The sequence below is a fragment of the Amycolatopsis sp. NPDC006125 genome (assembly GCF_040614195.1).
Taxonomy (GTDB): Bacteria; Actinomycetota; Actinomycetes; order Mycobacteriales; family Pseudonocardiaceae; genus Amycolatopsis_E; species Amycolatopsis_E tucumanensis.
Genome location: NZ_JBEXTZ010000008.1, coordinates 112,840 through 137,729, shown reverse-complemented (window position 1 = coordinate 137,729; position 24,890 = coordinate 112,840). Strand labels below are relative to the sequence as shown.

The window sequence follows — 24,890 nt, the reverse complement described above, 5'->3', positions numbered from 1 at the left end:
TGGCGCCCGCAAACCAACGGCAAGGTCGAACGCTTCCACCGCACCCTGCTCGAGGAATGGGCCTACCACCAGCCCTACACCTCAGAAACCCACCGCCAAACAGCGTTCCCCGACTGGCTGCACTGGTACAACTACCACCGACCCCACACCGGCATCGACGGCCACACCCCAGCCAGCCGCGGAACCAACCTCACCAAACAACACACCTAGAACCAGCGCTCGAGCACCTGCGCGACGCCGTCCTCGCTGTTCGGGCTCGTCACCTCGTCCGCGATCGCCAGCACCTCGGGGTGCGCGTTGGCCATCGCCACGCCGTGCCCGGCCCACTTGAGCATCTCCAGGTCGTTGGGCATGTCGCCGAACGCGATGATCCGCTCGACCGGCACGCCGAATCGCTCGGCAACCTCGGCCAGCCCGGTCGCCTTCGTGATGCCGTGCGCCGCGATCTCGATCAGCCCGCCGCTGGCGGAGAACGTGATGTCCACCGACTCGTCGAGCACCGCGCGCGCCGCCCGCGCCATCTCGTCCGACGTCATGTCCGGGTGGCTGACCAGCAGTTTCACCGCAGGCCGCCCGACGATCTCGGCCCGGGACACCGGCACGCCCTCGCCGTCGCCCCACGGGTTGTGGTAGCCGTGCTCGACCACCAGGTGCTCGACGTCGGGGTCGAGCGCGCGGCGGCCGACCCGTTCGGCGGCGAACCCGGCGCCCGGCAGCGCCTTCGTCAGCTCGTGCACGGCGTCGTTGAGCATCATCGGCTCCAGCGCGCCGTGCACCCCGACCACCTCGTCCTTGCCGATGTCGTACAGCACGGCGCCGTTCGCGCACACTGCGTAACCGGTCAGGCCGCCGGCCTGCGCCACCGACGGGATCCAGCGCGGCGGGCGGCCGGTGGCGAGCACGATCGGGATCCCCGCTTCCGTGGCGCGGCGCAGCACGGCGGCGGTGCGGGGGGACATCCGTTCCATCGGGTCGAGCAGGGTGCCGTCCACATCCGACGCGATCAGCAGGGGTTTCTCCACACCCCCATTGTCCCCTGGGGTCCGGGCCGACGGATTGTCGGTGCTGACCGATAGCGTGGGCCGGTGCGCGTTGGCATCGTGATTCTTCCCGAGGACCGGTGGTGGGCGGCCGAGCCGAAGTGGCGGGCCGCCGAGGAGTACGGCTTCGACCACGCCTGGACCTACGACCACCTCGGCTGGAGAACGCTGGTCGACGGCCCGTGGTTCGCCGCAGTGCCCACCCTGACCGCCGCGGCCATGGTGACCTCCACGATCCGGCTCGGCACGTTCGTCGCCTCGCCCAACTTCCGCCACCCGGTGCCGTTCACCCGCGAGCTGATCACCCTCGACGACGTGGCCGACGGTCGTCTCATCCTGGGCATCGGCGCGGGCGGCCTGGGCTACGACGCGGGCGTGCTGGGCGGCGAGGAGCTCACCCCGCGTCAGCGGTCGGACCGGTTCGCCGAGTTCGTCGAGGCGCTGGACGGCCTGCTCATCACCGACGGGTTCGACTACGAGGGCACCTATTACACGGCCCGCGGCGCCCGCAATCTGCCCGGTTGCGTGCAGCGGCCGCGAATTCCGTTCCTGATCGCCGCCAACGGGCCGCGCGCGATGAAAGTTGCCGCAACTTATGGTGGCGGCTGGGTGACCACCGGTCCCCGGGTGGAAACGCTCGACGAGTGGTGGCAGGGCGTCGCCGAGCTGTCCCGGCGCTTCGACCAGGTGCTGGCCGAGAACGACCGGACGGGTGAGGACGTCCACCGGTACCTCAGCCTCGACTCGTCCCCGGTGTTTTCCCTGGTCAGCGCTCAGGCGTTCACCGACGCGGCCGGTCGCGCCGCCGAGCTCGGCTTCACCGACGTGGTCGTGCACTGGCCGCGTTCGTCCGGTCCGTACGCCGGTCGCGAGGCCGTGCTCGAAGAAGTGGTGGCCGACGTGCTCCCGGGCCTGCGCGAAGCGCAATAGTGAATGTGGGTGCGATTGCCCTCAGTAGCGTCGGTACCCTCGCTTCCCGTGAGCGAGCACACGAGCAACACTGACGTCACCGACGCCGAATTCGCCGGGTACGACCTGGTCGTCGTCGGCTCCGGCTTCTTCGGGCTGACGGTCGCCGAGCGCGCGGCCAGCCAGCTCGGCAAGCGCGTGCTCGTGCTGGAACGGCGTTCCCACCTGGGGGGCAACGCCTACTCCGAGGCCGAGCCGGAGACCGGCATCGAGGTGCACCGCTACGGCGCGCACCTGTTCCACACGTCGAACAAGCGGGTCTGGGACTACGTCAACCAGTTCACCGAGTTCACGAACTACCAGCACCGCGTGTTCGGCAAGTACAAGGGGCAGGTCTACCCGCTGCCGATGAACCTGGCGCTGATCAACCAGTTCTTCGGCAAGTCGCACACGCCGGACGAGGCCCGCGCGCTGATCGCCGAGCAGGCCAGCGAGATCAACACGGCGGACGCGCAGAACTTCGAAGAGAAGGCCATCTCGCTCATCGGCCGCCCGCTGTACGAGGCGTTCTTCCGCGGCTACACCGCCAAGCAGTGGCAGACCGACCCGAAGGAGCTGCCCGCGGGCAACATCACCCGCCTGCCGGTGCGCTACACCTTCGACAACCGGTACTTCAACGACACCTACGAGGGCCTGCCGGTCGACGGCTACACCGCCTGGCTGGAGCGGATGGCCGACCACGAGCTCATCGAGGTCCGCCTGAACACCGACTACTTCGACGTCCGCGACCGCATCCCGGCAGGCACGCCGACCGTCTACACCGGCCCGCTGGACCTCTACTTCGGCTACTCCGAGGGCCGCCTCGGCTGGCGCACGCTCGACTTCGAGCAGGAGGTCGTCCCCACGGGTGATTACCAGGGCACGTCCGTCATGAACTACAACGACGAGGACGTCCCCTTCACGCGGATCCACGAGTTCCGCCACTTCCACCCGGAGCGCGACTACCCGAAGGACAAGACGGTCATCGTCCGCGAGTACTCGCGCTTCGCGAACGACGACGACGAGCCGTACTACCCGATCAACACCCCGGACGACCGGGCGAAGCTGGAGCGGTACCGGGAGCTGGCGAAGGCCGAGGCGCGCGAGCGCAACGTGCTCTTCGGCGGCCGCCTCGGCACCTACAAGTACCTGGACATGCACATGGCCATCGGTTCGGCGCTGTCGGTCTTCGACAACAAGATCGCCCCGCACCTGACCGAGGGCGCCCCCCTGGACGGGAGCATCGATGCTTGAGAAGAAGCCGGAGCGCGCCGCTGAGATCGAGGTGCTCTCCAAGGTCCAGGGCGCCCTGAAGCGCCCGGCCACCGTGAAGGCCGCCCGTGGCCTGTCCCACTTCGGTGAGCACGCGATCGGGTGGTTCGCCGCCGGTCTCGTCGGTGCCGCGGTGGACCGCAAGCGCCGCAAGGACTGGCTGGTCGCGGCCGCCGGCGTGGTGGGCGCGCACGGCGCGTCGATCGCCGTGAAGCGCGTGGTCCGGCGGCCCCGCCCGCAGGACCCGAGCGTCGAGGTCCTGGTGGGCACACCGAGCCGGTTGAGCTTCCCGTCCTCGCACGCCACGTCCACTACGGCGGCGGCGGTGCTCTACTCGGGATTGACCGGGCGTAACCTGGTTCCCGCGCTCGTCCCGCCGATGTTGGCGTCCCGGCTCGTGTTGGGGGTGCACTACCCGACCGATGTGCTCGCCGGCGCCGCGCTCGGCGGTGTGGTCGGAGGTCTGCTGCGCAGGAAAATCCGCAAAAAGGGGTAGGGAACCACCCGTGACCAAATCAGTGAACAACGCCGCGGAAGCCGAGATCGTGGACGAAACCAGCGAAACGGCCGAGGCGAAGACCGCGCAGTCGGCGGAGACGGCCGAGCCGGCCGAGACGACGACCGAACCGGCTCCGGCGGCCAAGCGCGGCCCGGTGGGCATGGTCCTCGGCGTCGCCAAGACCGCACGGCCGAAGCAGTGGGCGAAGAACGTCCTGGTCTTCGTCGCGCCGTTCACCGCGGCCCAGATCACCAACGGTTCGGTGCTGCTCGACGCGGTCATCGCGTTCGTGGCGTTCAGCCTGGTCGCGTCGTCGGTGTACCTGATCAACGACGCGGTCGACGTGGAGGCCGACAAGGCGCACCCGACCAAGCGGAACCGGCCGATCGCGGCCGGGATCGTGCCGGTGCCGGTCGCGTACGCGGCCGCGGTGCTGTTCTTCGGCGTCGGCCTGGGGCTGTCGTTCCTCGCGAGCCCGGAACTGGCCATCGTGCTGGGGGTCTACGAGGCGGTGCAGCTGGGCTACTGCTTCGGCCTCAAGCACCAGCCGGTGATCGACCTGGCGATCGTCGGGTCCGGCTTCCTGATGCGCTCGATCGCCGGTGGTGTCGCCGCCGGCATCGCGCTGTCGCAGTGGTTCCTGCTGGTCACGGCGTTCGGTTCGCTGTTCATGGTCGCGGGCAAGCGCTACGCCGAGATCATGCTCTTCGAGCGCACCGGGGCGAAGATCCGCTCGTCGCTGAAGAAGTACTCGGCGAGCTACCTGCGTTTCGTGTGGGCGACCGCGGCGGCGATCCTGATCATGTCGTACTCGCTGTGGGCGTTCGAGCTGCGTGAGGGCGCCGACCAGTCCGTGTGGCCGGTCATCTCGATGGTGCCGTTCGTGATCGCCGTGCTGCGCTACGCGGTCGACGTGGACGGCGGCACCGCGGGCGCGCCCGACGAGATCGTGCTCAAGGACCGGATCCTGCAGGTCCTCGGCGTGCTGTGGGTCGCCACCCTCGGGATCACCTTCTACCTGTGACGACCACCTTGGCCCGGCCCGGCGGCGGCACGTCGACCGAACCCGCACCGCGCCCCGCGCTGACCCGCCTCGGACCCGGCCGCACGCTGGCCGAGCTCGTGCTGGGCACGGTCGCGGCGGTCGTGTTCAGCCTGGTCCTGCAGTTCGGCTCGAACAAGCTGGGCGTCGACCCGGGCACGTACGTGCCGGACGCGCTGGTCAACCTGGCCGTCGCGGTGATCGTCGTCGTGTTGTTCGGGTCGCTGGTCTACAGCGGCGCGGCCCGCTGGCCGCTGTGGGTGCGCCTCGGCGGCAGCTGGGCTGCGCTGACCGCGCTGTCCACCCTGCTGCTGGCGATCCCGCTGCAGGGCACCCGGTTCTTCCTCGGCGGCTCCAGCGTGGACAACACGTTCCGCCTGCAGTACCTGGAGCGCTTGACCGAGACGGCCGGGCTGGCCGATGTGAACTACCACGGGCTGGCCGCCTACTACCCGGGCGGCTGGTTCTGGCTGGGCGGCCGGTTCGCGAACCTGCTCGGGCTGGAGGGCTGGGCCGCCTACAAGCCGTACTCGATCACCTGGGCCGCGGTGTCCGGGGTGGTCGCGTTCGTGTTGTGGAGCCTGGTCGTGCGGCGCCGGATGGCGCTGCTGGCCTCGGTCGCCACGATCCTGGCCGGGTTCGTCGCCCTCGGGCCGGAGGAGCCGTACGCCTGGCCGACCACCGCGTGGCTGCCGCCGGTCATGCTGCTGGCCTGGCACGCGCTGCGCTCGCGTGAGCGGGTGCCGGCCTGGACGCTGCTGCTGATCGGCGTCTACCTGGGCTTCTCCGCGGTCACCTACACGCTGCACGTCGCGTACGGCGTGGCGGCCGTGGTGGTGCTGGCGCTGGTCGTGCTCGCGCTGGACGTCCGCGCGGGGCAGCAGCCGTGGCCCGTGGTGCGGCGGTTGCTGCTGCGCCTGGTGGTCATCGGCGTGGTCACGGCGGTGCTGGCCCTGATCACGTGGGGCCCGTTCATCCTGGCGGGCGGGCTGGGCAAGCCGAACGTCGCCGCGCACTTCCTACCCGAGATCAGCGCCTACTTCCCAATGCCGTTCACCTCGGCGAGCGCGTTCGGCGTGCTGTGCCTGGCCGGTCTGGTGTGGCTGGTGCTGCGCGCCCGCCGCGACCCGGTCGCGCTGGTGATGCTGGTGCTGACCGCGCTGGTCTACGCCTGGTTCGCGTTGTCGAACCTCGCGCTGCTGGTCCGCACCACGCTGCTGTCGTTCCGGTTCATCGTGACCGTCGACGTGGTGCTCGCGGTGGCCGGCGTGTTCGCGCTCGTCGAGCTGGTGCGGGTGCTGCCGAGGCTGATCGGCCGGGTCCGCCCGGTGCGGACGGTCGCGTTCGCGCTGGCCGTGCTCGGCGCGGTATCGGTGTCCCAGACGATCGTGGGCACGACCATGAAGGACTCGGTGGACACCGCCGAGTCCGACTACTACCCGGACGGCTGGACCGCGAGCTTCGGGCACGACCCACAGCAGGACGGGTACTGGACGCCGCAGCTGATCAGCACGATCGCCGAGCTGACCGGTCGGCCGCCGACCGGCAACATCGTGTTCTCGGCGCACGACCGGCTGCTGTCGTTCGAGCCGTACTGGGGTTTCCAGCAGACCACGCCGCACTACGCGAACCCGCTGGCCGGCTACACGCAGCGCAACGACGAGATCCGGTCCTGGGCGACCGCCCGGGACTCGGCCGACCTCCTCGCGCGGCTGCGGACGAACCCGCACGAGGCGCCCAACGTCTTCGTGCTGCGCCGCGGCGACGACGGGAAACTGCTGGCGCCGGTCGTGTCCGACACGTTCCCGCGTGCCGTGCCGATCCGCGTCGACGAGGTCGAATTCGCGCCGGAACTGTTCTCGGCGCCCGAGTTCGAGCGGCGCGACGTCGGGCCGTTCACGGTGATCGTGGACTCTTCGGCACCACCGATTAGCTGAATGTGTGAGTTTCTCGTAAACTGCTCCGCACACACCCGTTGATCGGAAACGCAGAGGGGGCTCCGGCGTGACCTACCCCCTGTACCGCACCGGCACGATCGCCGTCGTGGACGGCGTCGCGCACCCGGTTTCGTATGCGGCGGGCGACAACTACGTGCACTTCCCGCAGGTGCGGGACGCGAGACCGGCGCCGTTCCCGCGCCAGGAACTCGCCGGCCCGGTTCCGGTGGAGATGTGTGAACGCGTTTTCTCGGTGCAGGTCTACGCCACCTACCGGGACCACCGCGTGATGGTCGACGCGGCGTACGAGAACGGCACCGCACGCGTTCTGGATGCCGAATGGGACCACGAGTGGGCCACCATCAACGGTTTCGTCCAGGAGAACTCCTACGAGTACTACAAGACCGTCGACATGCGGGATCTGCGTGACTACGCGGAACGGCAGAACGACTTGTTGTTCACGCGGTGGCGGGCGGCGCGGTTCGCGCGGCCGGTCGAGGGCATCACGCCGCACGGCGGCTGGCCCAACGGCCAGGCCGCGGTCGTCAGCGGCCGCCCGCGGTCCGGTGTGCTGGAGACCGAAGGCGGCCGGGTCGCCGAGGTGAGCACGCGCGCGGAGTACCTCGGTTCGTCGTGTGAGGTAGCGGGGATCACTTTGGACGGTTCGGTCGGAGTGCACTACCTGGGCAGCGATTTCGAGCGCGCCGAGGCCGACGGGTTCCGCCCTGGTCCGGACGGCCGCTGGTCCAAGACGGTGCACATCTTCGACCTGGCGCGCTACCACGAGGTCCACCGGGACCTGCTGTTCGACCAGTGGCGTGAGTCGAGGGATAGCCTGGCCCGATGAGGCAACCACGGAACCAGGCCCGGGCGTGTGCGTGAAGTGACACAGGTTCTGGACGTTTCAGACGAGGTCGACCGCACCGCTCGCCGGCCGCGCCGGTCGCTGCCCGGGAATCCGGAGTTCTGGCTCACCGGGGCGCTGGCCGCGCTGGTCGGCGTGGTGTTCGTGGCCAGTGGCATGGCGTGGAACCAGGGCAAGCTGATCGCGCCGCTCGACGACGTCTACATCCACCTGCAGTACGGGCGGCAGCTGGGACTGGGGCACTTCTTCCAGTTCAACACGGGCGACGACATCAGCGCCGGGGCGAGCAGCCTGTTGTACGCGCTGGTGCTGGGTGCGGCGTACCTGGTGGGGTTCCACGGCACGTTCTTCCTGGCCTTCGCGATGGGGTTCGGCATCCTGTGCTTCGCGCTGGCGACCGGGCTGGTCACGGTGCTGGGCACGAAGCTGGTGTCGCGTTCGGTCGGCGTGTGGTCGGGTGTCCTGGTCGCGTTGAGCGGGCCGCTGGCGTGGGGTTCGGCCAGTGGCATGGAGGTCGGCCTGGTCATGCTGCTGGTGGTCGCGACGCTGCTGGCGTTCGTGACCGAGCAGCCGTGGGCGCGGTTCCGGTGGACGCCGATCCTGGGCGGCCTGCTGGCGCTCGTGCGGACCGAGGGCCTGATCCTGGCGGTGACGCTCGCGTTCGCGGCGTTGTGGACGGTGTGGGCGCACCGGCACATGACGCGTCCACGGCGGACGGTGCTGCGGGCACTGTGGACACTGCTGCCGATCGCGGTCGGCGTGGCGCAACTGCTGTTCTACAAGATCGCGACGGGGACGGCGTCGGCGAACGGCATCCAGTCGAAGTCGTTCCTGCACGACCGGCCGGTGTTCTGGCTGAGCGAGTTCGCGGACCGCACGATGGCGAACGCGCGGGCGTTCGTGAGCATCTTCCTGGGTTTCGACGGGCAGGACTACGCGTTCCCGGGTGCGTTGCTGGTGTTCGCGGCGGGGATGGTCTACGTGTTCCTGACGCGGCCGACGTGGCGGCCGATGCTGTACGCGCTGGCGGCCGGGTTGCTGCTGATCCTGGTGTCGGTGTCCACTTTGAACACCGCGCTGGTGCACGAGCTGCGGTACGTGCAGCCGTTCATGCCGGTGTTCGTGCTGTTCGTGGTGATCGGCGTGTACGGGCTGAGCCGGATCGCGGCGCGGGAGCGGGCGCGGCGGATCTCGCTGCACGGCGCGCTGGTGGTGGTGCTGGTGTTGTCGCTGGCGACGCTGCCGAGCTGGTCGGTGCGGTTCGGCCGGGCGACGGCGGCCATTCGCGACACGGACGTGTCGGTGGCGCAGTGGGTGCGGGGGAACCTGCCGCCGGGTTCGGTGGTGGCGGTGAAGGACGTCGGCGCGGTCGCGTACTTCGGCGGGCACCGGGTGCTGGACCTGATCGGCCTGGGCACGAACGGTTTCGCGGCGCCGGCGAACAACGGCACGGGTTCGTTGTACGAGGCGTTGAAGCACCTGCCCGCGGCGGAGCGGCCGGAGTACTTCGCGGTGTACGACCCGTGGCCGGGGCCGTCGATGGAGCCGTTGAAGGACGTCGGGGTGTTGCGGACGCCGTCGGAGATGAGCTTCGAGGTGCAGGCCCAGCCGGATCTGGGTGGGCGGTTGATCGTCCCGTTCCGCTGGCTGAACGTGTACGAGGCGGACTGGTCGCTGGCGGGCAGCGGCGACTCCCAGGCGGTGCCCGGTGAGCTGCGGGACTACGTGAACGTGGGTGACCTGCGCAGCGAGGGGGAGCACGGGTACGAGCCGGTGCTGGCCCAGGTGGGCACGCAGCCGTGGACGTCGCTGGGCCGGGTGGGCGACGTGATCGACAGCGCGAGGCCGATCGTCGGCGGGGAGAGGTTCACGGCGCACAACCTGGTGCCCGGCCGCCCCCTGACGCTGACGTCCCGCACGGCGATGCACGGCACGGTGTTCGACATGCGGGTGCTGGTCAACGGCGTGGAGGCGGGCGTCTGGACGCGTGATTCCCAGCAGGGCACGTGGTCGACGTACAGCTTCACGGTGCCGGCCGAGCTGGTGACGGGGCCATCGGTGGAGGTCGAGATCCAGCAGCCGCGCCCGCTGCTGAACCCCTACCCGGACTACACCTCGTACGGCTACTGGCTGAGCCAGTAGACCGGGGTTCGCGCCTCTGCTGTGCGCGAACTTTGTTGCCGAACAAGATCGGCGGCTGGTGTGCTGGACGCATGAGTGACGAGAAGCCCGCACTGGTCCTGCACTTGGCGACCGGCGGTGAGCCGCTGCTGTTCGCGCTGCCGCCGGAGGACGTCGAAGAGCTCGAAAAGGAGCTGCACCTGCTGCTCGAGCACGGCTCGGTGCAGACGGTGAAGACCAAGGAGGGGGCAAAGGTGAGCGTGAACTTCAGCCAAGTGGCCGTCGCGTACATCGATGACCTGCAGCGGAAGAACAAGGTCTTCGGCCTGCGCTGACCCGCCCGCCGGCCCGGTTCGGCAGGGAAGTCCGCCACGGCCGCGCGAGCCGCCCAACGGCGGCGCCACGTGGGTGCCGTTCATGCGGGCGCGAGCGACCCAGCGGTGGCGGCACGGTTGGCCCAGCGGCGATGGCACGTGGGAGCCCGTCGCGGTCACACGAGTGGCCCAGGGGCGATGGCACGTGGAGACCGGTCGCGCCCGCATGAGTGGGCAAGTGGTGGCGACCCGGACGGTTCGGCGGCAGTGCCACGTGAGAACGGTTCGTGCCCACGCGAGCGGCCAGTGGTGGCTGCACGGTTGGCCCAGCCGTCGTTTACGAGGGGGCCGGCCGGGCACCCACGAGCGGCCCAGCGAAGGCGTGACGAAAGGGCCAGCCTCGCGTCCCCCGCGAGGAGCTCAACCGCGCGCTCATGAAAAGCCCAGGCACGCGCCGCGAGAGGTCCAGCCGCGCGCTCGCGACAAGCCCAACCGCGCGCTCGCGACAAGCCCAGCCGCGCGCTCGCGACAAGCCCAGCCGCGCGCTCGCGACAAGCCCAGCCACGCCCCACCAGCCAACCCCGCCCACCCACAAACACCCAAGAACAAAACCGGCCCTGCCGCAGAAGCAGCAGGGCCGGCCAAAAGCCGAAAAACCTCAGAGCCGGTACAACCGCTTCCAGTTCTCGCGGCTCGTGAGCTGCGGCAGGGCGCGCTTGTACTGAGCCTGTACCGCGTGCCCCTCCTTGCGGAGCCGGTTCAGGGTCTTCATCGCGCGCTTGCCCAGTTCGAACATGCGTTCCCGGTCGTACTTGCGCACCCGCACGCCCTCCTGGGACGCGTCGGTCACCACGGCGGTGTCGAAGAGTGCCACGTGCCACCAGTGAGCCTCATCATTGGGCACGGCGCCCAGCGCGAACCGGGACCGGCCGCGCAGCCGGTCGAAGACCCGCTTCACCAGGATCAGCCGCTGCAGCGCGGGACGCGGCGCGGCGTTGATGATCCCGATGTCGTTGGACGCGATGCCGGGCACCTCGGTGGCGTCGTGACGCTTCGTCTCCGGGTACTGGGCCCGGATGGCGCGAATTTCCTGCATCGCGGCGACACCGCCGTCCTCCAGGATCGACGGGCCCTCCAGGAAGTCCTCGACCGCCTTGATCAGCGTGTGCGTCAACCCGTACTGCATGCCCAGCAGGTACCGCACGACCTGGGCCATCAGCGTCCGGCACACCACGTTCAGGTTGAAGTCACTGTGCAGCGCCGCGGTGATGATCGAGTTGCGCAGGTTGAAGTACCGGTGCCACTCGTCCCAGTCCTTCCAGTGGAAGTCCGCGTGCCAGACACCCGCGCCGGGCAGGGTGACCGTCGGGAAGCCGTGCGCCCGCGCCCGGTAGCTGTACTCGGCGTCGTCCCACTGGAAGAAGAACGGCATCGGGTACCCGATGGCCTTGACCACCTCGTAGGGGATCAGGCACGACCACCAGCCGTTGTAGCCGGCGTCGAGCCGCTTCTCCTGGCGGTTCGGCTCGCCGGTCTCCTCGTCGACACCCAGCAGGTCGGCCGTGTGCAGGCTGTGCTCGACCGGCACCCCCGGCTCCAGCTTCTCCAGCCGCGCGTACTCGGCACCCACGTGCAGCTGGTGCGGGTGCAGCAGGTTCAGCATCTGCCCGCCGACGATGACCGGGTTCGCGGCCATGTTCGAAAACGCCGTCATCCGCACGACCAGGTCCGGCTCGAGCAGCACGTCGTCGTCCATGAACAGCACGTTCGCGTGCTCGGTCTCGGTGTGCCCAGCCACCTCGTACAGGCCGCGGGTGAAACCGCCGGCGCCACCGAGGTTCGGCTGGGTGATGTACTTCAGCTTGTCGCCGAGGTCGGCCGCCACCTGCGCGAACCCGTCGCGCGAGTCGACGCGGTCGGTGCCCTGGTCGGCGACGTAGATGGCGTCCAGGGTGTCCAGCGACTGGAGGTCACCGGCCAGCGCCTGCAGGTTCTTCAGGCAGTCGTCGGCGCGGTTCATCGTGCAGATGGTCACCGCGGTCGGCCGGATCTTCTCCGGCGGCTCGACGGTCCACCGCACCCGCTCCACGGTCAGCCGCTGCCCGGCCTGGGTTTCCAGGTCCAGCCACAGCGCGCCGCCGTCGTAGAACTTGTCGATCTTGACGTCGAACGCCACGACCGCCCCGTCGGCGCCCTCGACCTCGCGCGCCTCGATCGTGCGCGGCTCGCCCTCGACGTCGGACGCGCGCACCGCGAGCTGGCCCGCCCCGCTCACGACCGCCTCGACCCGGACCTGGCGCACCTTTGTCCAGCGCTGCCAGTAGCTGGCCGGGAACCGGCCGAAGTAGGTGTTGCCGGACACGCGCGCCGACGGCTCCAGCGTCACGCCGTCGCGCCCGCGGTTCACGACACCCTCGAGCACCTCGGAGTAGAGGTCCTTGGAAACGATGGGCGACGGCCCGGCGTACAGCCCGCGCTGCGCGGTCAGGCGGCCCTGCGGAACGTGTTCGGCGAACGTGGTCTGGTCCTGCATCGCCTGGGCTCCGTTGGTCTTCGCCTTCGCGGGGGCAGGCTGTCCCGCGGCAGTCTTGCCGGCCATCAGTTCTCAGTCCTCCAGGGGAATCCGACTAGCGCCAGCCAAGTTACACGGGTCACCTGTGAAGGAATCACGAGCCGGACTCCGGCGAAACATCGGTCACACCTTGTTCGCGGAAGACAACCCACTTGAGCATCACGAAGTTGATGGCGGTCGCGGTGCCCTGCGAGATCACCCACGCGACGGTCGGCTTGAACGCGAACTCGCCGAGCACGTGCAACATCAGCGCGTTCATGCCGACGGCCACGAAGAAAGTGACGCCGTACAGCAGGACGAAGCCGCCGATCTGACCCTTGCCGTCTTTGCGGCCGCCGGAGAACGTGAACTTCCGGTTAAGGAAAAAGGCGGTCGTGGTGCCGACGATGAAACTGATCGCGCGCGCCACCGTGTCCCACGGAGCGTAATCAAGTCCGATCGCTCGTAACACCGTGTAGGTACCGAGATCGAGCAACGCGCAAAATCCGCCGATCAGCGCGAATCGCACCAACTGGCCGAGCAGGCCCGGGCTCGCCTTCGCGGTCACTGCCTGCTCCTGCGGTTCCGTAGACACCACTGCACTACCTCGCCAGCGTGCGATTTCCAGGACCGGAAAAGTGTAGAAGCGCCTCGGTCAAAGCCGCCCCCCGGGGATGGTTACCCTGGTCCGGGTGAACACGACACCGCATACCGAGCGGCGGACACTCACCGGGTGGGGTCGCACCGCCCCGACCGTCGCAGACGTGCTGACCACGCCGGACGTGGAGACGATCGCCCGCGCGGTGGCGCAGGCCGGCGAGCGCGGCGTCATCGCCCGCGGGCTCGGCCGCTCCTACGGGGACCCGGCGCAGAACGCCGGTGGTCTCGTCATCGACATGACCGCCCTGAACACGATCCACTCGATCAACCCGGACACCGGAGAGGTCGACCTGGACGCCGGGGTGAGCCTCGACCAGCTGATGAAGGCCGCGCTGCCGTACGGTCTGTGGGTCCCGGTGCTGCCCGGAACGCGCCAGGTGACCATCGGTGGCGCGATCGCCAACGACATCCACGGCAAGAACCACCACAGCGCGGGCAGCTTCGGCAACCACGTGCTGTCGATGGACCTGGTGACCGCGGACGGCCAGATCCGCACGCTGACCCCGGAGGGCCCCGAGTCGGAGCTGTTCTGGGCGACGGTCGCGGGCATCGGCCTCACCGGCATCATCGTGCGCGCGAAGATCCGCATGAAGAAGACCGAGAGCGCCTACTTCATCGTGGACGCGGACCGCACGTCGAGCCTGGACGAGACCCTGGAGCTGTTCAGCAACGGGTCCGACCTGAACTACGACTACTCGATGTCGGTGCCGGACCTCATCAACTCCGACAGCCGCCTCGGCCGGGCCACGTTCTCCCGCGGCTCGCTGGCCAAGCTGGACCAGTTGCCGCCGAAGCTGCAGGCCGATCCGCTGAAGTTCGACGCGCCGCAGCTGATGACGCTGCCCGACGTCTTCCCCAACGGCCTCGGCAACAAGCTGACGTTCGGGATGCTGAACAACATCTGGCAGCGCACGGTGCCGAAGAAGGGCGCGCGCGGCAAGATCCAGAACCTGACGCAGTTCTACCACCCGCTGGACATGCTCAGCGAGTGGAACCGCGCCTACGGTTCCAAGGGTTTCCTGCAGTACCAGTTCTCCGTGCCGTTCGGCCGGGAGGACGCGCTGAAGGACCTGTGCCGCAAGATCGCGACGTCGGGCCACTACTCGTTCCTGAACGTGTTCAAGCGGATGGGCGAGGGCAACCGCGCGCCGCTGTCCTGGCCGTCGCCGGGCTGGATGCTGTCCGTGGACTTCCCGATCAAGGACGGCCTCGGCCGCTTCTGCACCGAACTCGACGAAGACGTCCTGGCGGCCGGTGGGCGGCTGTACACCGCGAAGGACTCGCGCACCACGCCGGAGACCTTCGCGAAGATGTACCCCCGGCTGGAGGAGTGGCGCAAGATCCGCCAGTCGGTCGACCCCGAGGGCGTGTTCGCGTCCGACATGAGCCGGAGGCTTGAACTGTGATCGACGCTGTTGGCAACCCCCAGTCCCTGCTGCTGCTCGGCGGCACGTCGGACATCGCGCTGGCCATCGCGCAGAAGTACCTCGCGGACGCGCCCGAACTGCGCGTCGTGCTGGCGGCGCGGGCGTCCGAGCGGCGCAAGCTGGCCGCGGAGAAGCTGCGCGCGGCAGGCGCCACGGTGTCCGAAGTGGACTTCGATGCGAAGGACACCGCGTCCCACCCGGCCGTGCTGGACCAGGCGTTCGCGCAGGGTGACATCGACGTGGCCGTGGTGGCGTTCGGCCTGCTCGGCGACAACGAGGAGGCGTGGCAGAACCACGCCACCGCGGTCGAGCTGGCCACGGTGAACTACACCGCGGCGGTGTCGGTCGGCGTGGCGCTGGCGGACAAGCTCAAGAAGCAGGGCCACGGCTCGGTGATCGCGCTGTCCTCTGTGGCCGGTGAGCGCGTGCGGCGGTCGAACTTCGTGTACGGCTCGACGAAGGCCGGTTTCGACGGGTTCTACCTGGGCCTGGGCGAGGCGCTGGCGCCGTCCGGCGTCAAGGTGACGGTCGTGCGGCCGGGCCAGGTCAAGACGAAGATGACCGAGGGCCTTGGCAAGGCGCCGCTGGAGCAGACCGCCGAGCAGGTCGCCGAAATCGCCGTCGACGCGGCGCGCAAGGGCAAGGACCTGGTGTGGGCACCCGGCGCGTTCCGCGCGGTCATGTCGGTGCTGCGCCACGTGCCGCGACCGATCTTCCGCAAGCTGCCGATCTGATCGGTTCCACGCGAAAGGCCCCGGGCGCTGTCCGGGGCCTCTCACGTTCAGCAGGTCGGAAGCCGCTCAGTCCGGCGGCTCCAGCAACACGAGCGGGATCCGGCGGTCGGTCTTCCGCTCCCACTCGAGGTACGTCGGCCAGACCGCGACGCCGTACTCCCACCACTCGCGCCGCTCCTCGCCGTCGAGCTCGCGGGCGACGTAGGTCTTCTTGACCGGGCCGTCCTGCAGCTCCACCACCGGATGCGCGCGGATGTTGCTGACCCAGCCCGGATTCGCGCGGCCGCCGCCGTTGGACGCCACCGCGAGGTACTTCCCGTCCTTCTCGATCCGCATGATCGGCGACTTGCGGATCTTGCCGGTCTTGGCGCCGACGGTGGTGATCACGATGATCGCGCCGCCGCCGGGCTCGTTCAGGTTGGCTTCGCCGTTGGACGCCTCGAACCTCTCCACGGCTTCGCGGACCCAGTCAGTGGGGCTCGGTGCGTACTCTCCCCCGGAGGGATCACTCATGTCCAGCACAAGGCGGTCGGCGGCCGTGCTATTCCTGCCACCGACGATCAGTAGCGGAAGAAGCGCTCCCGCTGCCCCTGGCGCACCAGCTTGAGCCACTGCACGAACGCGCCCGGGTCGCGCTTCACGCCCACGAAGTACAGGCCGAACCGCAGGATCTCCAGCGCGCCGATCTTGCGCATCCCCGGCTGGGACAGCAGGTAGCCGCGGTTGCGGTAGGTGTAGTAGCGCTTGACCTCGTTCTCCGGGTCCTGCGCGTGGAACCGCCCGCCGAGCATCGGCTTGAACTCGTCCGAACCGTCCGGGTGCAGGTAGGACACCCGCAGCGACGTGCCGAACGGCAGTCCGGAACGGACCAGCCGCCGGTGCACCTCGACCTCGTCGCCGCGCACGAACAGCCGCAGGTCCGGCACCCCGACCACGTCCAGGGTGGACGACCGGAACAACGCGCCGTTGAACAGCGACGCGATGCCGGGCAGGAAGTCGGTGCCCAGCTCCGCCGAGGACCGCTTCCACGTCAGGCCCCGGCGCAGCGGGAACGCCAGCTTCTCCGGCGCGTTGATGTTGGTGACCATCGGCGAGATCTCGGCCAGGCCGCGTTTCTCGGCCTCCTCCAGCAGCACCGCCAGCACCGTCTCGTCGGCGGGGCGGCCGTCGTCGTCGGCCAGCCACACCCAGTCCGCGCCCAGCGCGAGCGCGTGCAGGATCCCGAGCGCGAACCCGCCGGCGCCGCCCAGGTTGTGGTGCGACGGCAGGTACGTGTACTGCCCGGGGAACGACTCCACGACGTCCCGCGCCGGCTGGTCCGGACCGTTGTCCACGACCACCAGGTGGTCCACCGGCCGGGTCTGCGCGGCGATGATCTTCAGCGAGTCCGCGAGCAGCTCACGGCGGTGCCGCGTGACGACCACCGCCGCCACACCGCCCGGTCGCATCGGAGCCTGCTCCGGACCGCTCATGTCACTCCCCGCCCTGTACCGCCGGCGCGGCGTCGATCCGCTGCGCGGCTTCCGCGCTGATGTTCTCGAACGGGTCCCGGCCCTTGTACGCGGTGAGCACCTCGCGCAGGCCGCCCCGCATCTTCATCCGGCCCTCGTCCATCCAGATGGCCGTCGTGCACAGCTCCAAGAGTAGGTCGTCGGCGTGCGAGGCGAAGACCAACATGCCGGAGCGGTTCACCAGATCCACGAGCCGGTCCCGCGCCTTGTTGAGGAACGCCGCGTCGACCGCGCCGATGCCCTCGTCCAGGATCAGGATCTCCGGGTCGATGGTGGTGACCACGCCCAGCGCGAGCCGCACCCGCATACCGGTCGAGTAGGTGCGCAGCGGCATCTGCAGGTAGTCGCCGAGCTCGGTGAACTCCGCGATGTCGTCGACCCGCTTCTCCATCTGCTTGCGCGTCATGCCGAGGAACAGACCGCGGATCATGATGTTCTCGTAGCCGGAGATCTCCGGGTCCATGCCGACGCCCAGGTCGAACACCGGCGCGACCTTGCCCTGCACGCGGGCCAGGCCGCGGGTGGGCTCGTAGATGCCGGACAGCAGCCGCAGCAAGGTCGACTTGCCCGCCCCGTTGTGGCCGACCAGCCCGACCCGGTCACCCTCGCGCAGCGACAGGGTGATGTCCTGCAGCGCCTCGATGATCGGCACCTTCGACTCGGTGCCGATCTTGCCGCCGACCTTGCCGAGGACCTTCTTCTTCAGCGACCGCGTCTTGGCGTCGAAGATCGGGAAGTCGACGTACGCGTTCTGCACATCAATGCTGACCATTGGTCTGTTCTCACACCCAGTAGGAGACGCGGGACCGGTAGTTGCGCATGGCGACGAGCGCGAGCAGCCAGCCCACGACCGTGATGCCACCCACGGCGACCCAGCTCCACGGGCTGACGGCCTGCCCGATCAGCGGCGCGCGCAGGATCTGGACGAAGTGGTAGATGGGGTTCAGGTGGATGATCGGCTCTGCCCAGCTGACGCTGCCACCGCGCTGGCCCGACTTGAGCTGGTCGATCGGCCAGACGATCGGCGTCAGGTAGAACAGCAGCTGGATCAGCGAGTTGATCACCTGCGGGATGTCCCGGTAGCGCGTGGAGATGATGCCGAGCAGCAGCGTCACCCAGACCCCGTTGAACGCCAGCAGGAAGAACGCCGGGATCGCGGTGAGCGTGTACCAGCCGATGCCGGGGTGGCAGATGTTGTCCGGCATGCACATGCCGCTCTGCGACAGCGCGTAGTCGTGGTTCAGGCTGCCGAAGAAGATGCCGACCACGACCACGATGACGATCAGGTTGTGCGCGAACATCAGCGTCTGCCGCCACACCGTGCGCAGCGCATAGACCGTCAACGGTGCGCGGATCTGCTTGATCAGACCCTCGTTCGCGATGAACGTCTCCATGCCCTCGGTCAGGCAGCCGCTGATGAAGGCCCAGACGATGAACCCCGCGCTGATGTAGGGCAGGAACGTCTGGATGTGCATGTTGAACAGCTGCGAGTACAGCAGCCCCAGACCGAGCGCGATCACGCCCTGGCTGATGGTGATCCAGAACGGGCCGATCACCGACCGGCGGTACCGCTGCTTGATGTCCTGCCAGCCGAGGTGGCTCCACAGTTCGCGCTGGCGGAGGCCTTCCTTGATGTCGCCGAACGCACGCCCGAAGGTGCGGCTGTCCGACAAGGGCGGAAGCTCAGCCGCGCGGGCGAGATCTTCGCTGGTCTGGTCGACCGTGCTGGTGGCTTGCACGGGACCTAGCGTAGCGAGCGGGACACGCGCACTCCGGGCAGGGCGGAGACGCCCGATTTGGCTGATCATCGGGCGAAATCACGCTGTGCCACCGTCCGTGACGGCAGCGTGTGCGTCCGGCGCGTACTCTCGCCCGGGGTGCGCACCCGAAAACGGGCAACCTGGCGAAAGGCCGGCTGAATGACCACCACCACCGAGAAACCCCAGCGCCGCGCTCCCATCCGCGGCTGGGTGTGGACCGCCGTGGCCGCCTTGCCGGTCGCGTTGACGGCCGCGTGGATCGGGCTCGGCCACGACGTCCGGTACGTGCTGGGCGGCCTGGAGGTCAGCCCGTTCGGCGCGACCGGCACGTTCGTGCACCGGCCGCTGGCCTACCGCTGGCTGGCCGAGGGGCTGAGCGTCTTCGACGTGGGCTCGGTCGGGGTCGGCGAGGGGCTGGTCCGGCTGGTCGCCCTGGCCCTCACGGCGGGCGCGGCGTGGTGGTTGCGCGCGGGGCTGCGTCAGCGGCTGCCCTCCGGGGAGGCGTCGGCGGTGGCCGCGGCCGTCGGCTTGGCCCTGGCGCTGGCCCCGAACTGGGACTTCCTGCAGCCCGAGTGGGTGGCGGCCGTGCTGGGGACCGCCGCGATCGGGGCCGCGCTGCGGACGTCGGGCCTGCTCGCCGGGCTGCTGCTGGCACTGGCGGCCCTGGTCGGGTACGCCACCCTGCCGACCGCGTTGGTCGCGCTCGGCGTGATCGCCGTGCTGGACCGGCGACGCGCGACGCTCGCCGGGATCACCGCCGCGGTGTCCGGGCTCGCGCTGTTCGGGCTGAGCCTGCTCGCGCCGCGGGAGTGGCGGTGGCTGCGGGAGGCGTGGCTGCTCAACGACGGCGCCGCCCGGGACTTCGGCTCGATCGTGCGGTTCGCGGCCAACGAGGCCATGCTCGTGCCGCTGGTCGCGGTGCTGCCGGCGGCCCTGGTGGTGCTGGTGCGCGTGTCCCGGCGGCGCTGGGCCTGGCCGGTGCTGACGGTGCTCGCGCTGGCGCTCGTGCTGGGCGCGGCGGTGGTGCGGGGGCAGTGGTTCCAGTACCACCTGGCCGCCTGGGTCCCGCTGGCCGCGGGGCTGTGGGCGCTCGCCGTCGCGCGCTGGACGCTCGTGCACGGGCGCCCGCCGTGGGCGCTGGTCGGGGCGACGGTCGTGGTGCTGTTCGCCGCGCGGGTGTGCCTGGGCGCGTCCTACGCGTGGCGCTCCGGCCACGGCGCGCTCGCCTACAGCCTGCTCGCCGGCCTGGCCGTCGTGGCCGCGCTGGCCTGCGCGTTCGAACCCGGCCGCGGCGGACGGCAGGTGCTGTCGGTGCCGGTGCTGGTCGGGGTGCTCGCGTTGACGGTGCCCATCCTGCCGACGACGCCGTACTCGTTCGACGGCGTCCACGCCGACTACACCAACGCCGGCCGCGTCGAGATCGAGCACAAGTTCACCGAGGAGATGCTGGCCGTCCGCGACCGCATCGGGGAGGACACCCCGGTCGCCTACCTGGCGTTCGGCGACATCGCCTACTTCATGGGCAACCCGACGCCGTGCCGCTACCCGTCGCCGGCCTACCTGCGGTGGGGCATGGACCTGCCGTCGGTGCGGGACACGGCGAGCTACGCGGAGAACCTCGCCTGCCTGTCCGACCCGTCCGTCCGGTACGTCGTCGTCCAGCCGCTCTGGATCGACGCCGCCGGCCTGGTCGAGGGGCGGTTCGACTGCTCACGGGCGATCAGGAACGACGACGTCGTGGTCTGCCCGCGCGCCGACCGGTGATCCGCGCGCGGGCGCTCCGCTACAGGTACTGACCGGTCCCGCTGATCCCCGGCGCCTGGCCCTCCTGGCCGCCGCGCCCGGCAGGCAGCCCGCGGCGCATCTGCTCCAGCTGCACCCGCGCCGCCATCTGCTGCGCGAACAGCGCCGTCTGGATGCCGTGGAACAGGCCCTCCAGCCAGCCGACCAGCTGGGCCTGCGCGATCCGGAGCTCGGCGTCGGACGGCGTGGTGCCGTCGGTGAACGGCTTCACCAGCCGCTCCAGCTCGCTCTGCAGCTCCGGCGCGAGCGCCTGCTCCAGCTCCTTGATCGAGGTCTGGTGGATCTCACGCAGCCGGTCGCGGCTCGCGTCGTCCAGCGGCGCGGCCCGCACCTCCTCCAGCAGCTGCTTGATCATGGTGCCGATCCGCATGACCTTCGCCGGCTCTTCGACGAGGTCACCGACCGACTCCTGGTGCTCGTCGTCCTCCCGCGGGATCCGGGCCGTGCCCACCGGCGAACCGTCCGGGCCCACCACGACCACGCGGTGGGGCTGCTCGTCGGGCGAGGGCGACTCGGAAAACTTCGGCTCCGTCATTGCTCCATCCTGGCTGGTTCGTCGACGCGCTGTGTTCGAGCCTAGCGGTCGCGCCGGCCCGCGGTCGGCGACAGCCCAACCCCGGACGCACTGCGAAACTACTCGTCCGTACGGTGTTGTCCATGGCGTTCGACGTCGCTCGAATTCGTGGGTTGTTCCCCGCGCTGGGTGACGGCTGGATCCACTTCGACGGCCCTGCCGGAATGCTGGTACCCGAACAGGTGGCCTCGGCCGTGTCGACGGCGATGCGTGCCCCGGTCTCCGGCCCGGGCGGCGCGTTCCCGGCGTCCCAGCGCGCGGAGAGCATCGTGACCGCGGCCAGGCGGGCGGTGGCCGATCTCGTCGGTGCCGATCCGGCCGGTGTCGTGCTCGGTTCGAGCGCGGCTGTGCTGTTGCGCCGGCTCGTCGACGCCCTGTCCGAGCGCTGGACCTTGGGCGACGAGGTGGTGGTCTCGCGCCTCGACGAGCAGACCAACATCGCGCCGTGGACGCACGGCGCGAAACGCGTCGGCGCGGTCGTGCGCTGGGCCGAGATCGACATCGAGAACTGCGAGCTGCCGGCCTGGCAGTACGAGAACCTGGTCAACGCCCGCACGAAGGCGGTCGCCGTCACCGCCGCGTCGGGCGCGGTCGGCACCCGGCCCGACGTGCCCACGATCGCCGAGTTCGCCAAGCGCGTCGGCGCGCTGGTGGTCGTCGACGCAACCGCCGCGGCGCCGTTCCTGCCGCTCGACATGAACGCGCTCGGCGCGGACGTGCTCGTGGTGTCCGCGCAGGCCTGGGGCGGCCCGGCCGTCGGCGCCCTCGTCTTCCGCGACCCCGACCTGCTGGAACGGCTCCCGTCCGCCTCGCTCGACCCCGGCGCCCGCGGCCCCGCCCGGCTGGAGCTGGGCCCGCACGCGTACCCGTTGCTCGCCGGGCTCGTCGCGTCGATCGACTACCTCGCCGGCCTGGACGACGCGGCCACCGGCTCCCGCCGGGAGCGGCTGGTGACCTCGCTCGGCTCGGCGAAGTCGTACCACGCCGGGCTGCTCGCCCAGCTCAGCACCGAACTGCGCGCGCTGCGGCACGTCATGGTCATCGGCGACGCGATGCGCCGCATCCCCGCGCTGGCGTTCACCGTCATGGGCAAGAAGGCGCCGGAGGTCGCGGAGTACCTGGCCTCGCAGGGCCTGTGCGCGTTCGCCGACCTCGGCACCAGCGGCGTGTTCGCCGCGCTCGGCGTCGGAGAGGTGGGCGGCGCGGTGCGGATAGCGCTCGCCCACTACTCCAACGTCTTCGAGGTCAACCAGCTGGTGCGGGTGCTGGAAGAACTGCGTTAGCCGCGGACCGAGAGCAGCACCTTGCCGAACACGCCGCCCTCCTCAAGGGCCTGGTGCGCCTTGCCCGCCTCGGACATCGGCACGACCTGACCGATCACCGGACGGACCGCGCCCTCGGCGACCAGCGGCCACAGCCGTTCCCGCACGTCCGCGACGATGCGGCTCTTGTCGTCCACCGGCCGCGCCCGCAGCGTGGTCCCGGCGACGCTCGCGCGCTTGGCCATCAGCTTGCCGATGTTCAGCTCGCCCTTGACGCCGCCCTGCATCCCGATGATCACCAGGCGGCCGTTCGTCTTCAGCGCGCTGACGTTGCGGTCCAGGTACTTCGCGCCCATGTTGTCGAGGATGACGTCGGCGCCGCCGGTCTCGTCGCGGAGGACCTCGACGAAGTCCTGCTCCTTGTAGTTGATCGCGATGTCGGCGCCGAGCTGGCGGCAGCGGTCCAGCCGGTCGGCCGAGCCGGCGGTGACCGCGACCGTCGCGCCGAGTGCCTTGCCCACCTGGATCGCGTGCGTGCCGATGCCGCCTGCGCCGCCGTGCACGAGCAGCACCTCGCCCTCGGCCAGGTTCGCGTGCATCACCACGTTCGACCACACGGTGCAGGCGACCTCGGGCAGGCCGGCGCTGGTGATGAGGTCGACCTCGCCGGGCACCGGCAGCAGCTGACCGGCCGGCACGACGACGCGTTCGGCGTAACCGCCACCGGCGAGCAGCGCGCACACCTCGTCGCCGACCTGCCAGCCCTCGACGCCCTCGCCGAGCTCGGCGACCGTGCCCGAGCACTCGAGCCCGAGGATGTCGCTCGCCCCGGGCGGCGGCGGGTAGTTGCCTTGGCGCTGCAGCAGATCGGCCCGGTTCACCGCGCTCGCCGCGACGTCGAGCAGGACCTCGCCGGGGCCCGGCCGCGGATCGGGAACCTCGACCCACTCCAGGTTGTCCGGGCCGCCGGGTTCACGGAGCTTGATCGCATGCATGTGCCCGACCCTATTGCCGGGGTACACCGAATGCACGATTGACCTCCACGCGGATCGGGACAAAAGTGACTCCTCATGTCACTTCGGCCGAAGAGATCCTTCGCCGCCCTGGTGCTGACCGCCGCATTGGCGACGGCCGCCACCCCGGCCGCGATCGCAGCCCCGTCCCCGTTACCCGACCAGCTCGTCAAGAAGACCGACGTGGGTGCCATCAACCGGCACCTGATCGCGTTGCAGCGCATCGCCGACCGCAACGACGGCAACCGCGCCGCAGGCACCGATGGGCACGCCGCCTCCGCCGAGTACATCGCGGGCAAGCTCGAAGCCGCCGGTTATTCGGTGACACGGCAGGAGTTCCCGTTCATCTTCACCGAGACGATCGAGGAGAAGCTGACAGTCAACGGCGCCGACGTGCCGATCACCGTCATGACGTACACGGTGTCCACGCCGGAGGGCGGGATCACCGCCCCGCTGGCCGTGGTGCCGGTCGACGCCACGCCCGGTTGCGAGGTCACCGACTACACCGGCGTGGCCGGCCGGATCGTCCTCGTGTCGCGTGGCGCGTGCCCGTTCGCGCAGAAGCAGGCGGCCGCCGCGGACGCGGGCGCGATCGCGGCGATCATCTACAACAACGAGGCCGGCCCGCTGAACGGAACCCTGGGCGACCCGGCGGCGGCGCGGATCCCGACCGGTGGCATCTCGCAGGCCGACGGGCAGGCGCTGTCCGGGCAGAACGGCGCGACGGTGACGCTGGACCTGCGGGAGTTCCAGGAGCCGCGCACGTCCTACAACGTCATCGCCGAAACGAAGACCGGCCGCAAGGACAACGTCGTGATGGCCGGCGCGCACCTGGACAGCGTTCCGGAGGGCCCGGGCATCAACGACAACGGCACCGGTTCGGCGGCGCTGCTGGAGATCGCGTTGCAGCTCGGCGGAAAGCCGAAGGTCGAGAACGCGGTGCGGTTCGCGTGGTGGAGCGCCGAGGAGTTCGGCCTGGTCGGCTCGACGCACTACGTCGATTCGCTGAGCTTCGAGCAGCAGCTGGACATCGCGCTGTACCTGAACTTCGACATGATCGGCTCGCCGAACGCGGCGTACTTCGCTTACGACGGCGACGATTCCGACGGGGTCGGCGCCGGCCCCGGCCCGTACGGCTCGGCGCAGATCGAGGCCGCGCTGACCGGGTACCTGAACGCGCGCGGCGTGCCGACCGAGGGCACGGACTTCGACGGCCGCTCGGACTACGGCGAGTTCATCGCGGTGGGGATTCCGGCGGGTGGCCTGTTCACGGGCGCGGAGGACGTGAAAACCCCCGAGCAGGCCGCGAAGTGGGGCGGCCAGGCGGGCGTGGCGTACGACCCGTGCTACCACCAGGCGTGCGACAACCTCGGCAACGTCGACCGGGTGGCGCTGGACCGCAACGCGGATGCGATCGCCTGGACGCTGGGCACGTTCGCGCTGAGCACGGAGTCGGTCAACGGGGTCGCGCCCGGCAAGGCGGCGGTGAAGCCGCACCGCGCTCCCGCCGGTGAGGCGAGGGCGCTGGCCGCGGCGTGACGCGTGCGCTCCGCCCGG

At 69.9% G+C, this 24,890-nt stretch carries 23 protein-coding genes; 14 read left to right on the top strand and 9 right to left on the bottom strand.

What is annotated here, in order from left to right; genetic code table 11:
* Window positions 1-210 (top strand): integrase core domain-containing protein (locus tag ABZ193_RS06955; RefSeq protein ID WP_354709210.1); only part of this gene is annotated, 210 nt, incomplete at its 5' end.
* Here the strand turns inward: ABZ193_RS06955 and ABZ193_RS06950 are convergent.
* Complete coding sequence (locus ABZ193_RS06950; RefSeq protein WP_020416447.1) at window positions 207-1,022, bottom strand: HAD family hydrolase; 816 nt, start codon at window positions 1,020-1,022, stop codon at window positions 207-209. The genes ABZ193_RS06955 and ABZ193_RS06950 overlap by 4 nt on opposite strands.
* Window positions 1,023-1,085: 63 nt before the next feature.
* Here ABZ193_RS06950 and ABZ193_RS06945 point away from each other — a divergent pair, with 63 nt between their 5' ends.
* The 8 genes from ABZ193_RS06945 to ABZ193_RS06910 all read left to right on the top strand — a co-directional run bounded on the left by ABZ193_RS06945 (window position 1,086) and on the right by ABZ193_RS06910 (window position 10,059).
* Window positions 1,086-1,970 (top strand): LLM class flavin-dependent oxidoreductase, encoded by an 885-nt coding sequence (locus tag ABZ193_RS06945; protein WP_237338271.1) that lies wholly within the window; start codon window positions 1,086-1,088, stop codon window positions 1,968-1,970.
* A 48-nt stretch (window positions 1,971-2,018) separates the two neighbouring features.
* Window positions 2,019-3,242, top strand: coding sequence for a UDP-galactopyranose mutase (glf, locus tag ABZ193_RS06940; protein WP_020416449.1), 1,224 nt, complete (start codon window positions 2,019-2,021; stop codon window positions 3,240-3,242).
* Complete coding sequence (locus tag ABZ193_RS06935) at window positions 3,235-3,756, top strand: phosphatase PAP2 family protein (RefSeq protein ID WP_017986196.1); 522 nt, start codon at window positions 3,235-3,237, stop codon at window positions 3,754-3,756. The genes glf and ABZ193_RS06935 overlap by 8 nt, the downstream gene beginning before the upstream one ends.
* Before the next feature lie 157 nt (window positions 3,757-3,913).
* Window positions 3,914-4,783: a decaprenyl-phosphate phosphoribosyltransferase gene (locus tag ABZ193_RS06930; RefSeq protein ID WP_051079577.1), complete on the top strand. Its 870-nt coding sequence runs from the start codon at window positions 3,914-3,916 to the stop codon at window positions 4,781-4,783.
* Window positions 4,780-6,738 (top strand): arabinofuranosyltransferase, encoded by a 1,959-nt coding sequence (locus ABZ193_RS06925; RefSeq protein WP_237338270.1) that lies wholly within the window; start codon window positions 4,780-4,782, stop codon window positions 6,736-6,738. The genes ABZ193_RS06930 and ABZ193_RS06925 overlap by 4 nt, the downstream gene beginning before the upstream one ends.
* Window positions 6,739-6,805: 67 nt before the next feature.
* The gene (locus tag ABZ193_RS06920) at window positions 6,806-7,585 is read left to right on the top strand and encodes a hypothetical protein (protein ID WP_020416452.1); all 780 of its coding nucleotides are present in this window, start codon (window positions 6,806-6,808) and stop codon (window positions 7,583-7,585) included.
* Window positions 7,586-7,621: 36 nt separating this feature from the next.
* Window positions 7,622-9,745, top strand: coding sequence for a hypothetical protein (locus ABZ193_RS06915; protein ID WP_354709208.1), 2,124 nt, complete (start codon window positions 7,622-7,624; stop codon window positions 9,743-9,745).
* A 71-nt stretch (window positions 9,746-9,816) separates the two neighbouring features.
* Window positions 9,817-10,059, top strand: a complete 243-nt coding sequence (locus ABZ193_RS06910; RefSeq protein WP_020416454.1) for a hypothetical protein — start codon at window positions 9,817-9,819, stop codon at window positions 10,057-10,059.
* A 637-nt stretch (window positions 10,060-10,696) separates the two neighbouring features.
* On the opposite strand, the gene ABZ193_RS06905 is transcribed toward ABZ193_RS06910, so the two are convergent.
* The gene (locus ABZ193_RS06905) at window positions 10,697-12,637 is read right to left on the bottom strand and encodes a glycosyltransferase (RefSeq protein ID WP_027935618.1); all 1,941 of its coding nucleotides are present in this window, start codon (window positions 12,635-12,637) and stop codon (window positions 10,697-10,699) included.
* A gap of 67 nt (window positions 12,638-12,704) precedes the next feature.
* The gene (locus ABZ193_RS06900; RefSeq protein WP_237338267.1) at window positions 12,705-13,187 is read right to left on the bottom strand and encodes a GtrA family protein; all 483 of its coding nucleotides are present in this window, start codon (window positions 13,185-13,187) and stop codon (window positions 12,705-12,707) included.
* Between the two features lie 76 nt (window positions 13,188-13,263).
* On the opposite strand from ABZ193_RS06900, the gene ABZ193_RS06895 reads away from it, so the two are divergent.
* On the top strand, window positions 13,264-14,655 hold the full coding sequence (locus ABZ193_RS06895; RefSeq protein ID WP_051079482.1) for an FAD-binding oxidoreductase: 1,392 nt from the start codon (window positions 13,264-13,266) through the stop codon (window positions 14,653-14,655).
* Window positions 14,652-15,410 (top strand): decaprenylphospho-beta-D-erythro-pentofuranosid-2-ulose 2-reductase, encoded by a 759-nt coding sequence (locus ABZ193_RS06890; protein ID WP_237338266.1) that lies wholly within the window; start codon window positions 14,652-14,654, stop codon window positions 15,408-15,410. Before ABZ193_RS06895 ends, ABZ193_RS06890 begins: the two co-directional genes overlap by 4 nt.
* A 66-nt stretch (window positions 15,411-15,476) precedes the next feature.
* On the opposite strand, the gene ABZ193_RS06885 is transcribed toward ABZ193_RS06890, so the two are convergent.
* Genes ABZ193_RS06885 through ABZ193_RS06870 form a run of 4 tightly spaced genes read right to left on the bottom strand, consistent with a single transcriptional unit; the run spans window position 15,477 to window position 18,660 of the window.
* Window positions 15,477-15,923: a nitroreductase family deazaflavin-dependent oxidoreductase gene (locus ABZ193_RS06885; protein ID WP_354709207.1), complete on the bottom strand. Its 447-nt coding sequence runs from the start codon at window positions 15,921-15,923 to the stop codon at window positions 15,477-15,479.
* 47 nt (window positions 15,924-15,970) lie between these two features.
* A complete protein-coding gene (locus ABZ193_RS06880; protein ID WP_345070265.1) occupies window positions 15,971-16,858 on the bottom strand; it encodes a glycosyltransferase family 2 protein in 888 nt (295 codons plus the stop codon).
* A 25-nt stretch (window positions 16,859-16,883) separates the two neighbouring features.
* Complete coding sequence (locus tag ABZ193_RS06875) at window positions 16,884-17,693, bottom strand: ABC transporter ATP-binding protein (protein ID WP_017986208.1); 810 nt, start codon at window positions 17,691-17,693, stop codon at window positions 16,884-16,886.
* 10 nt (window positions 17,694-17,703) lie between these two features.
* Entirely contained in the window at window positions 17,704-18,660 is a 957-nt protein-coding gene (locus tag ABZ193_RS06870) for an ABC transporter permease (RefSeq protein WP_020416462.1), read from the bottom strand.
* Between the two features lie 180 nt (window positions 18,661-18,840).
* Here ABZ193_RS06870 and ABZ193_RS06865 point away from each other — a divergent pair, with 180 nt between their 5' ends.
* A complete protein-coding gene (locus ABZ193_RS06865) occupies window positions 18,841-20,445 on the top strand; it encodes a hypothetical protein (RefSeq protein ID WP_354709206.1) in 1,605 nt (534 codons plus the stop codon).
* A gap of 19 nt (window positions 20,446-20,464) precedes the next feature.
* On the opposite strand, the gene ABZ193_RS06860 is transcribed toward ABZ193_RS06865, so the two are convergent.
* Window positions 20,465-21,019 carry a bacterial proteasome activator family protein gene (locus ABZ193_RS06860; protein WP_020416463.1) on the bottom strand — a complete coding sequence of 185 codons (555 nt, stop codon included), beginning with the start codon at window positions 21,017-21,019 and terminating at the stop codon, window positions 20,465-20,467.
* 122 nt (window positions 21,020-21,141) lie between these two features.
* Here ABZ193_RS06860 and ABZ193_RS06855 point away from each other — a divergent pair, with 122 nt between their 5' ends.
* Window positions 21,142-22,341 carry a cysteine desulfurase-like protein gene (locus tag ABZ193_RS06855; RefSeq protein ID WP_027935623.1) on the top strand — a complete coding sequence of 400 codons (1,200 nt, stop codon included), beginning with the start codon at window positions 21,142-21,144 and terminating at the stop codon, window positions 22,339-22,341.
* Here ABZ193_RS06855 and ABZ193_RS06850 read toward each other — a convergent pair.
* Window positions 22,338-23,315 (bottom strand): NAD(P)H-quinone oxidoreductase, encoded by a 978-nt coding sequence (locus ABZ193_RS06850; RefSeq protein WP_020416465.1) that lies wholly within the window; start codon window positions 23,313-23,315, stop codon window positions 22,338-22,340. The two genes, ABZ193_RS06855 and ABZ193_RS06850, sit on opposite strands and share 4 nt — an antisense overlap.
* Before the next feature lie 75 nt (window positions 23,316-23,390).
* Between ABZ193_RS06850 and ABZ193_RS06845 the strand changes: the two genes are divergently transcribed.
* The gene (locus ABZ193_RS06845; protein WP_354709205.1) at window positions 23,391-24,872 is read left to right on the top strand and encodes a M28 family metallopeptidase; all 1,482 of its coding nucleotides are present in this window, start codon (window positions 23,391-23,393) and stop codon (window positions 24,870-24,872) included.
* Window positions 24,873-24,890 lie beyond the last annotated feature (18 nt).

Coding starts and splice junctions, on each gene's coding strand:
- ABZ193_RS06905 (WP_027935618.1), bottom strand. CDS start 12,637: ATGGCCGGCAAGACTGCCGCGGGACAGCCTGCCCCCGCGAAGGCGAAG.
- ABZ193_RS06910 (WP_020416454.1), top strand. CDS start 9,817: ATGAGTGACGAGAAGCCCGCACTGGTCCTGCACTTGGCGACCGGCGGT.
- ABZ193_RS06860 (WP_020416463.1), bottom strand. CDS start 21,019: ATGACGGAGCCGAAGTTTTCCGAGTCGCCCTCGCCCGACGAGCAGCCC.
- ABZ193_RS06885 (WP_354709207.1), bottom strand. CDS start 15,923: ATGAGTGATCCCTCCGGGGGAGAGTACGCACCGAGCCCCACTGACTGG.
- ABZ193_RS06875 (WP_017986208.1), bottom strand. CDS start 17,693: ATGGTCAGCATTGATGTGCAGAACGCGTACGTCGACTTCCCGATCTTC.
- ABZ193_RS06895 (WP_051079482.1), top strand. CDS start 13,264: ATGGTTACCCTGGTCCGGGTGAACACGACACCGCATACCGAGCGGCGG.
- ABZ193_RS06865 (WP_354709206.1), top strand. CDS start 18,841: ATGACCACCACCACCGAGAAACCCCAGCGCCGCGCTCCCATCCGCGGC.
- ABZ193_RS06935 (WP_017986196.1), top strand. CDS start 3,235: ATGCTTGAGAAGAAGCCGGAGCGCGCCGCTGAGATCGAGGTGCTCTCC.
- ABZ193_RS06850 (WP_020416465.1), bottom strand. CDS start 23,315: ATGCATGCGATCAAGCTCCGTGAACCCGGCGGCCCGGACAACCTGGAG.
- ABZ193_RS06845 (WP_354709205.1), top strand. CDS start 23,391: ATGTCACTTCGGCCGAAGAGATCCTTCGCCGCCCTGGTGCTGACCGCC.
- ABZ193_RS06880 (WP_345070265.1), bottom strand. CDS start 16,858: ATGCGACCGGGCGGTGTGGCGGCGGTGGTCGTCACGCGGCACCGCCGT.
- ABZ193_RS06855 (WP_027935623.1), top strand. CDS start 21,142: ATGGCGTTCGACGTCGCTCGAATTCGTGGGTTGTTCCCCGCGCTGGGT.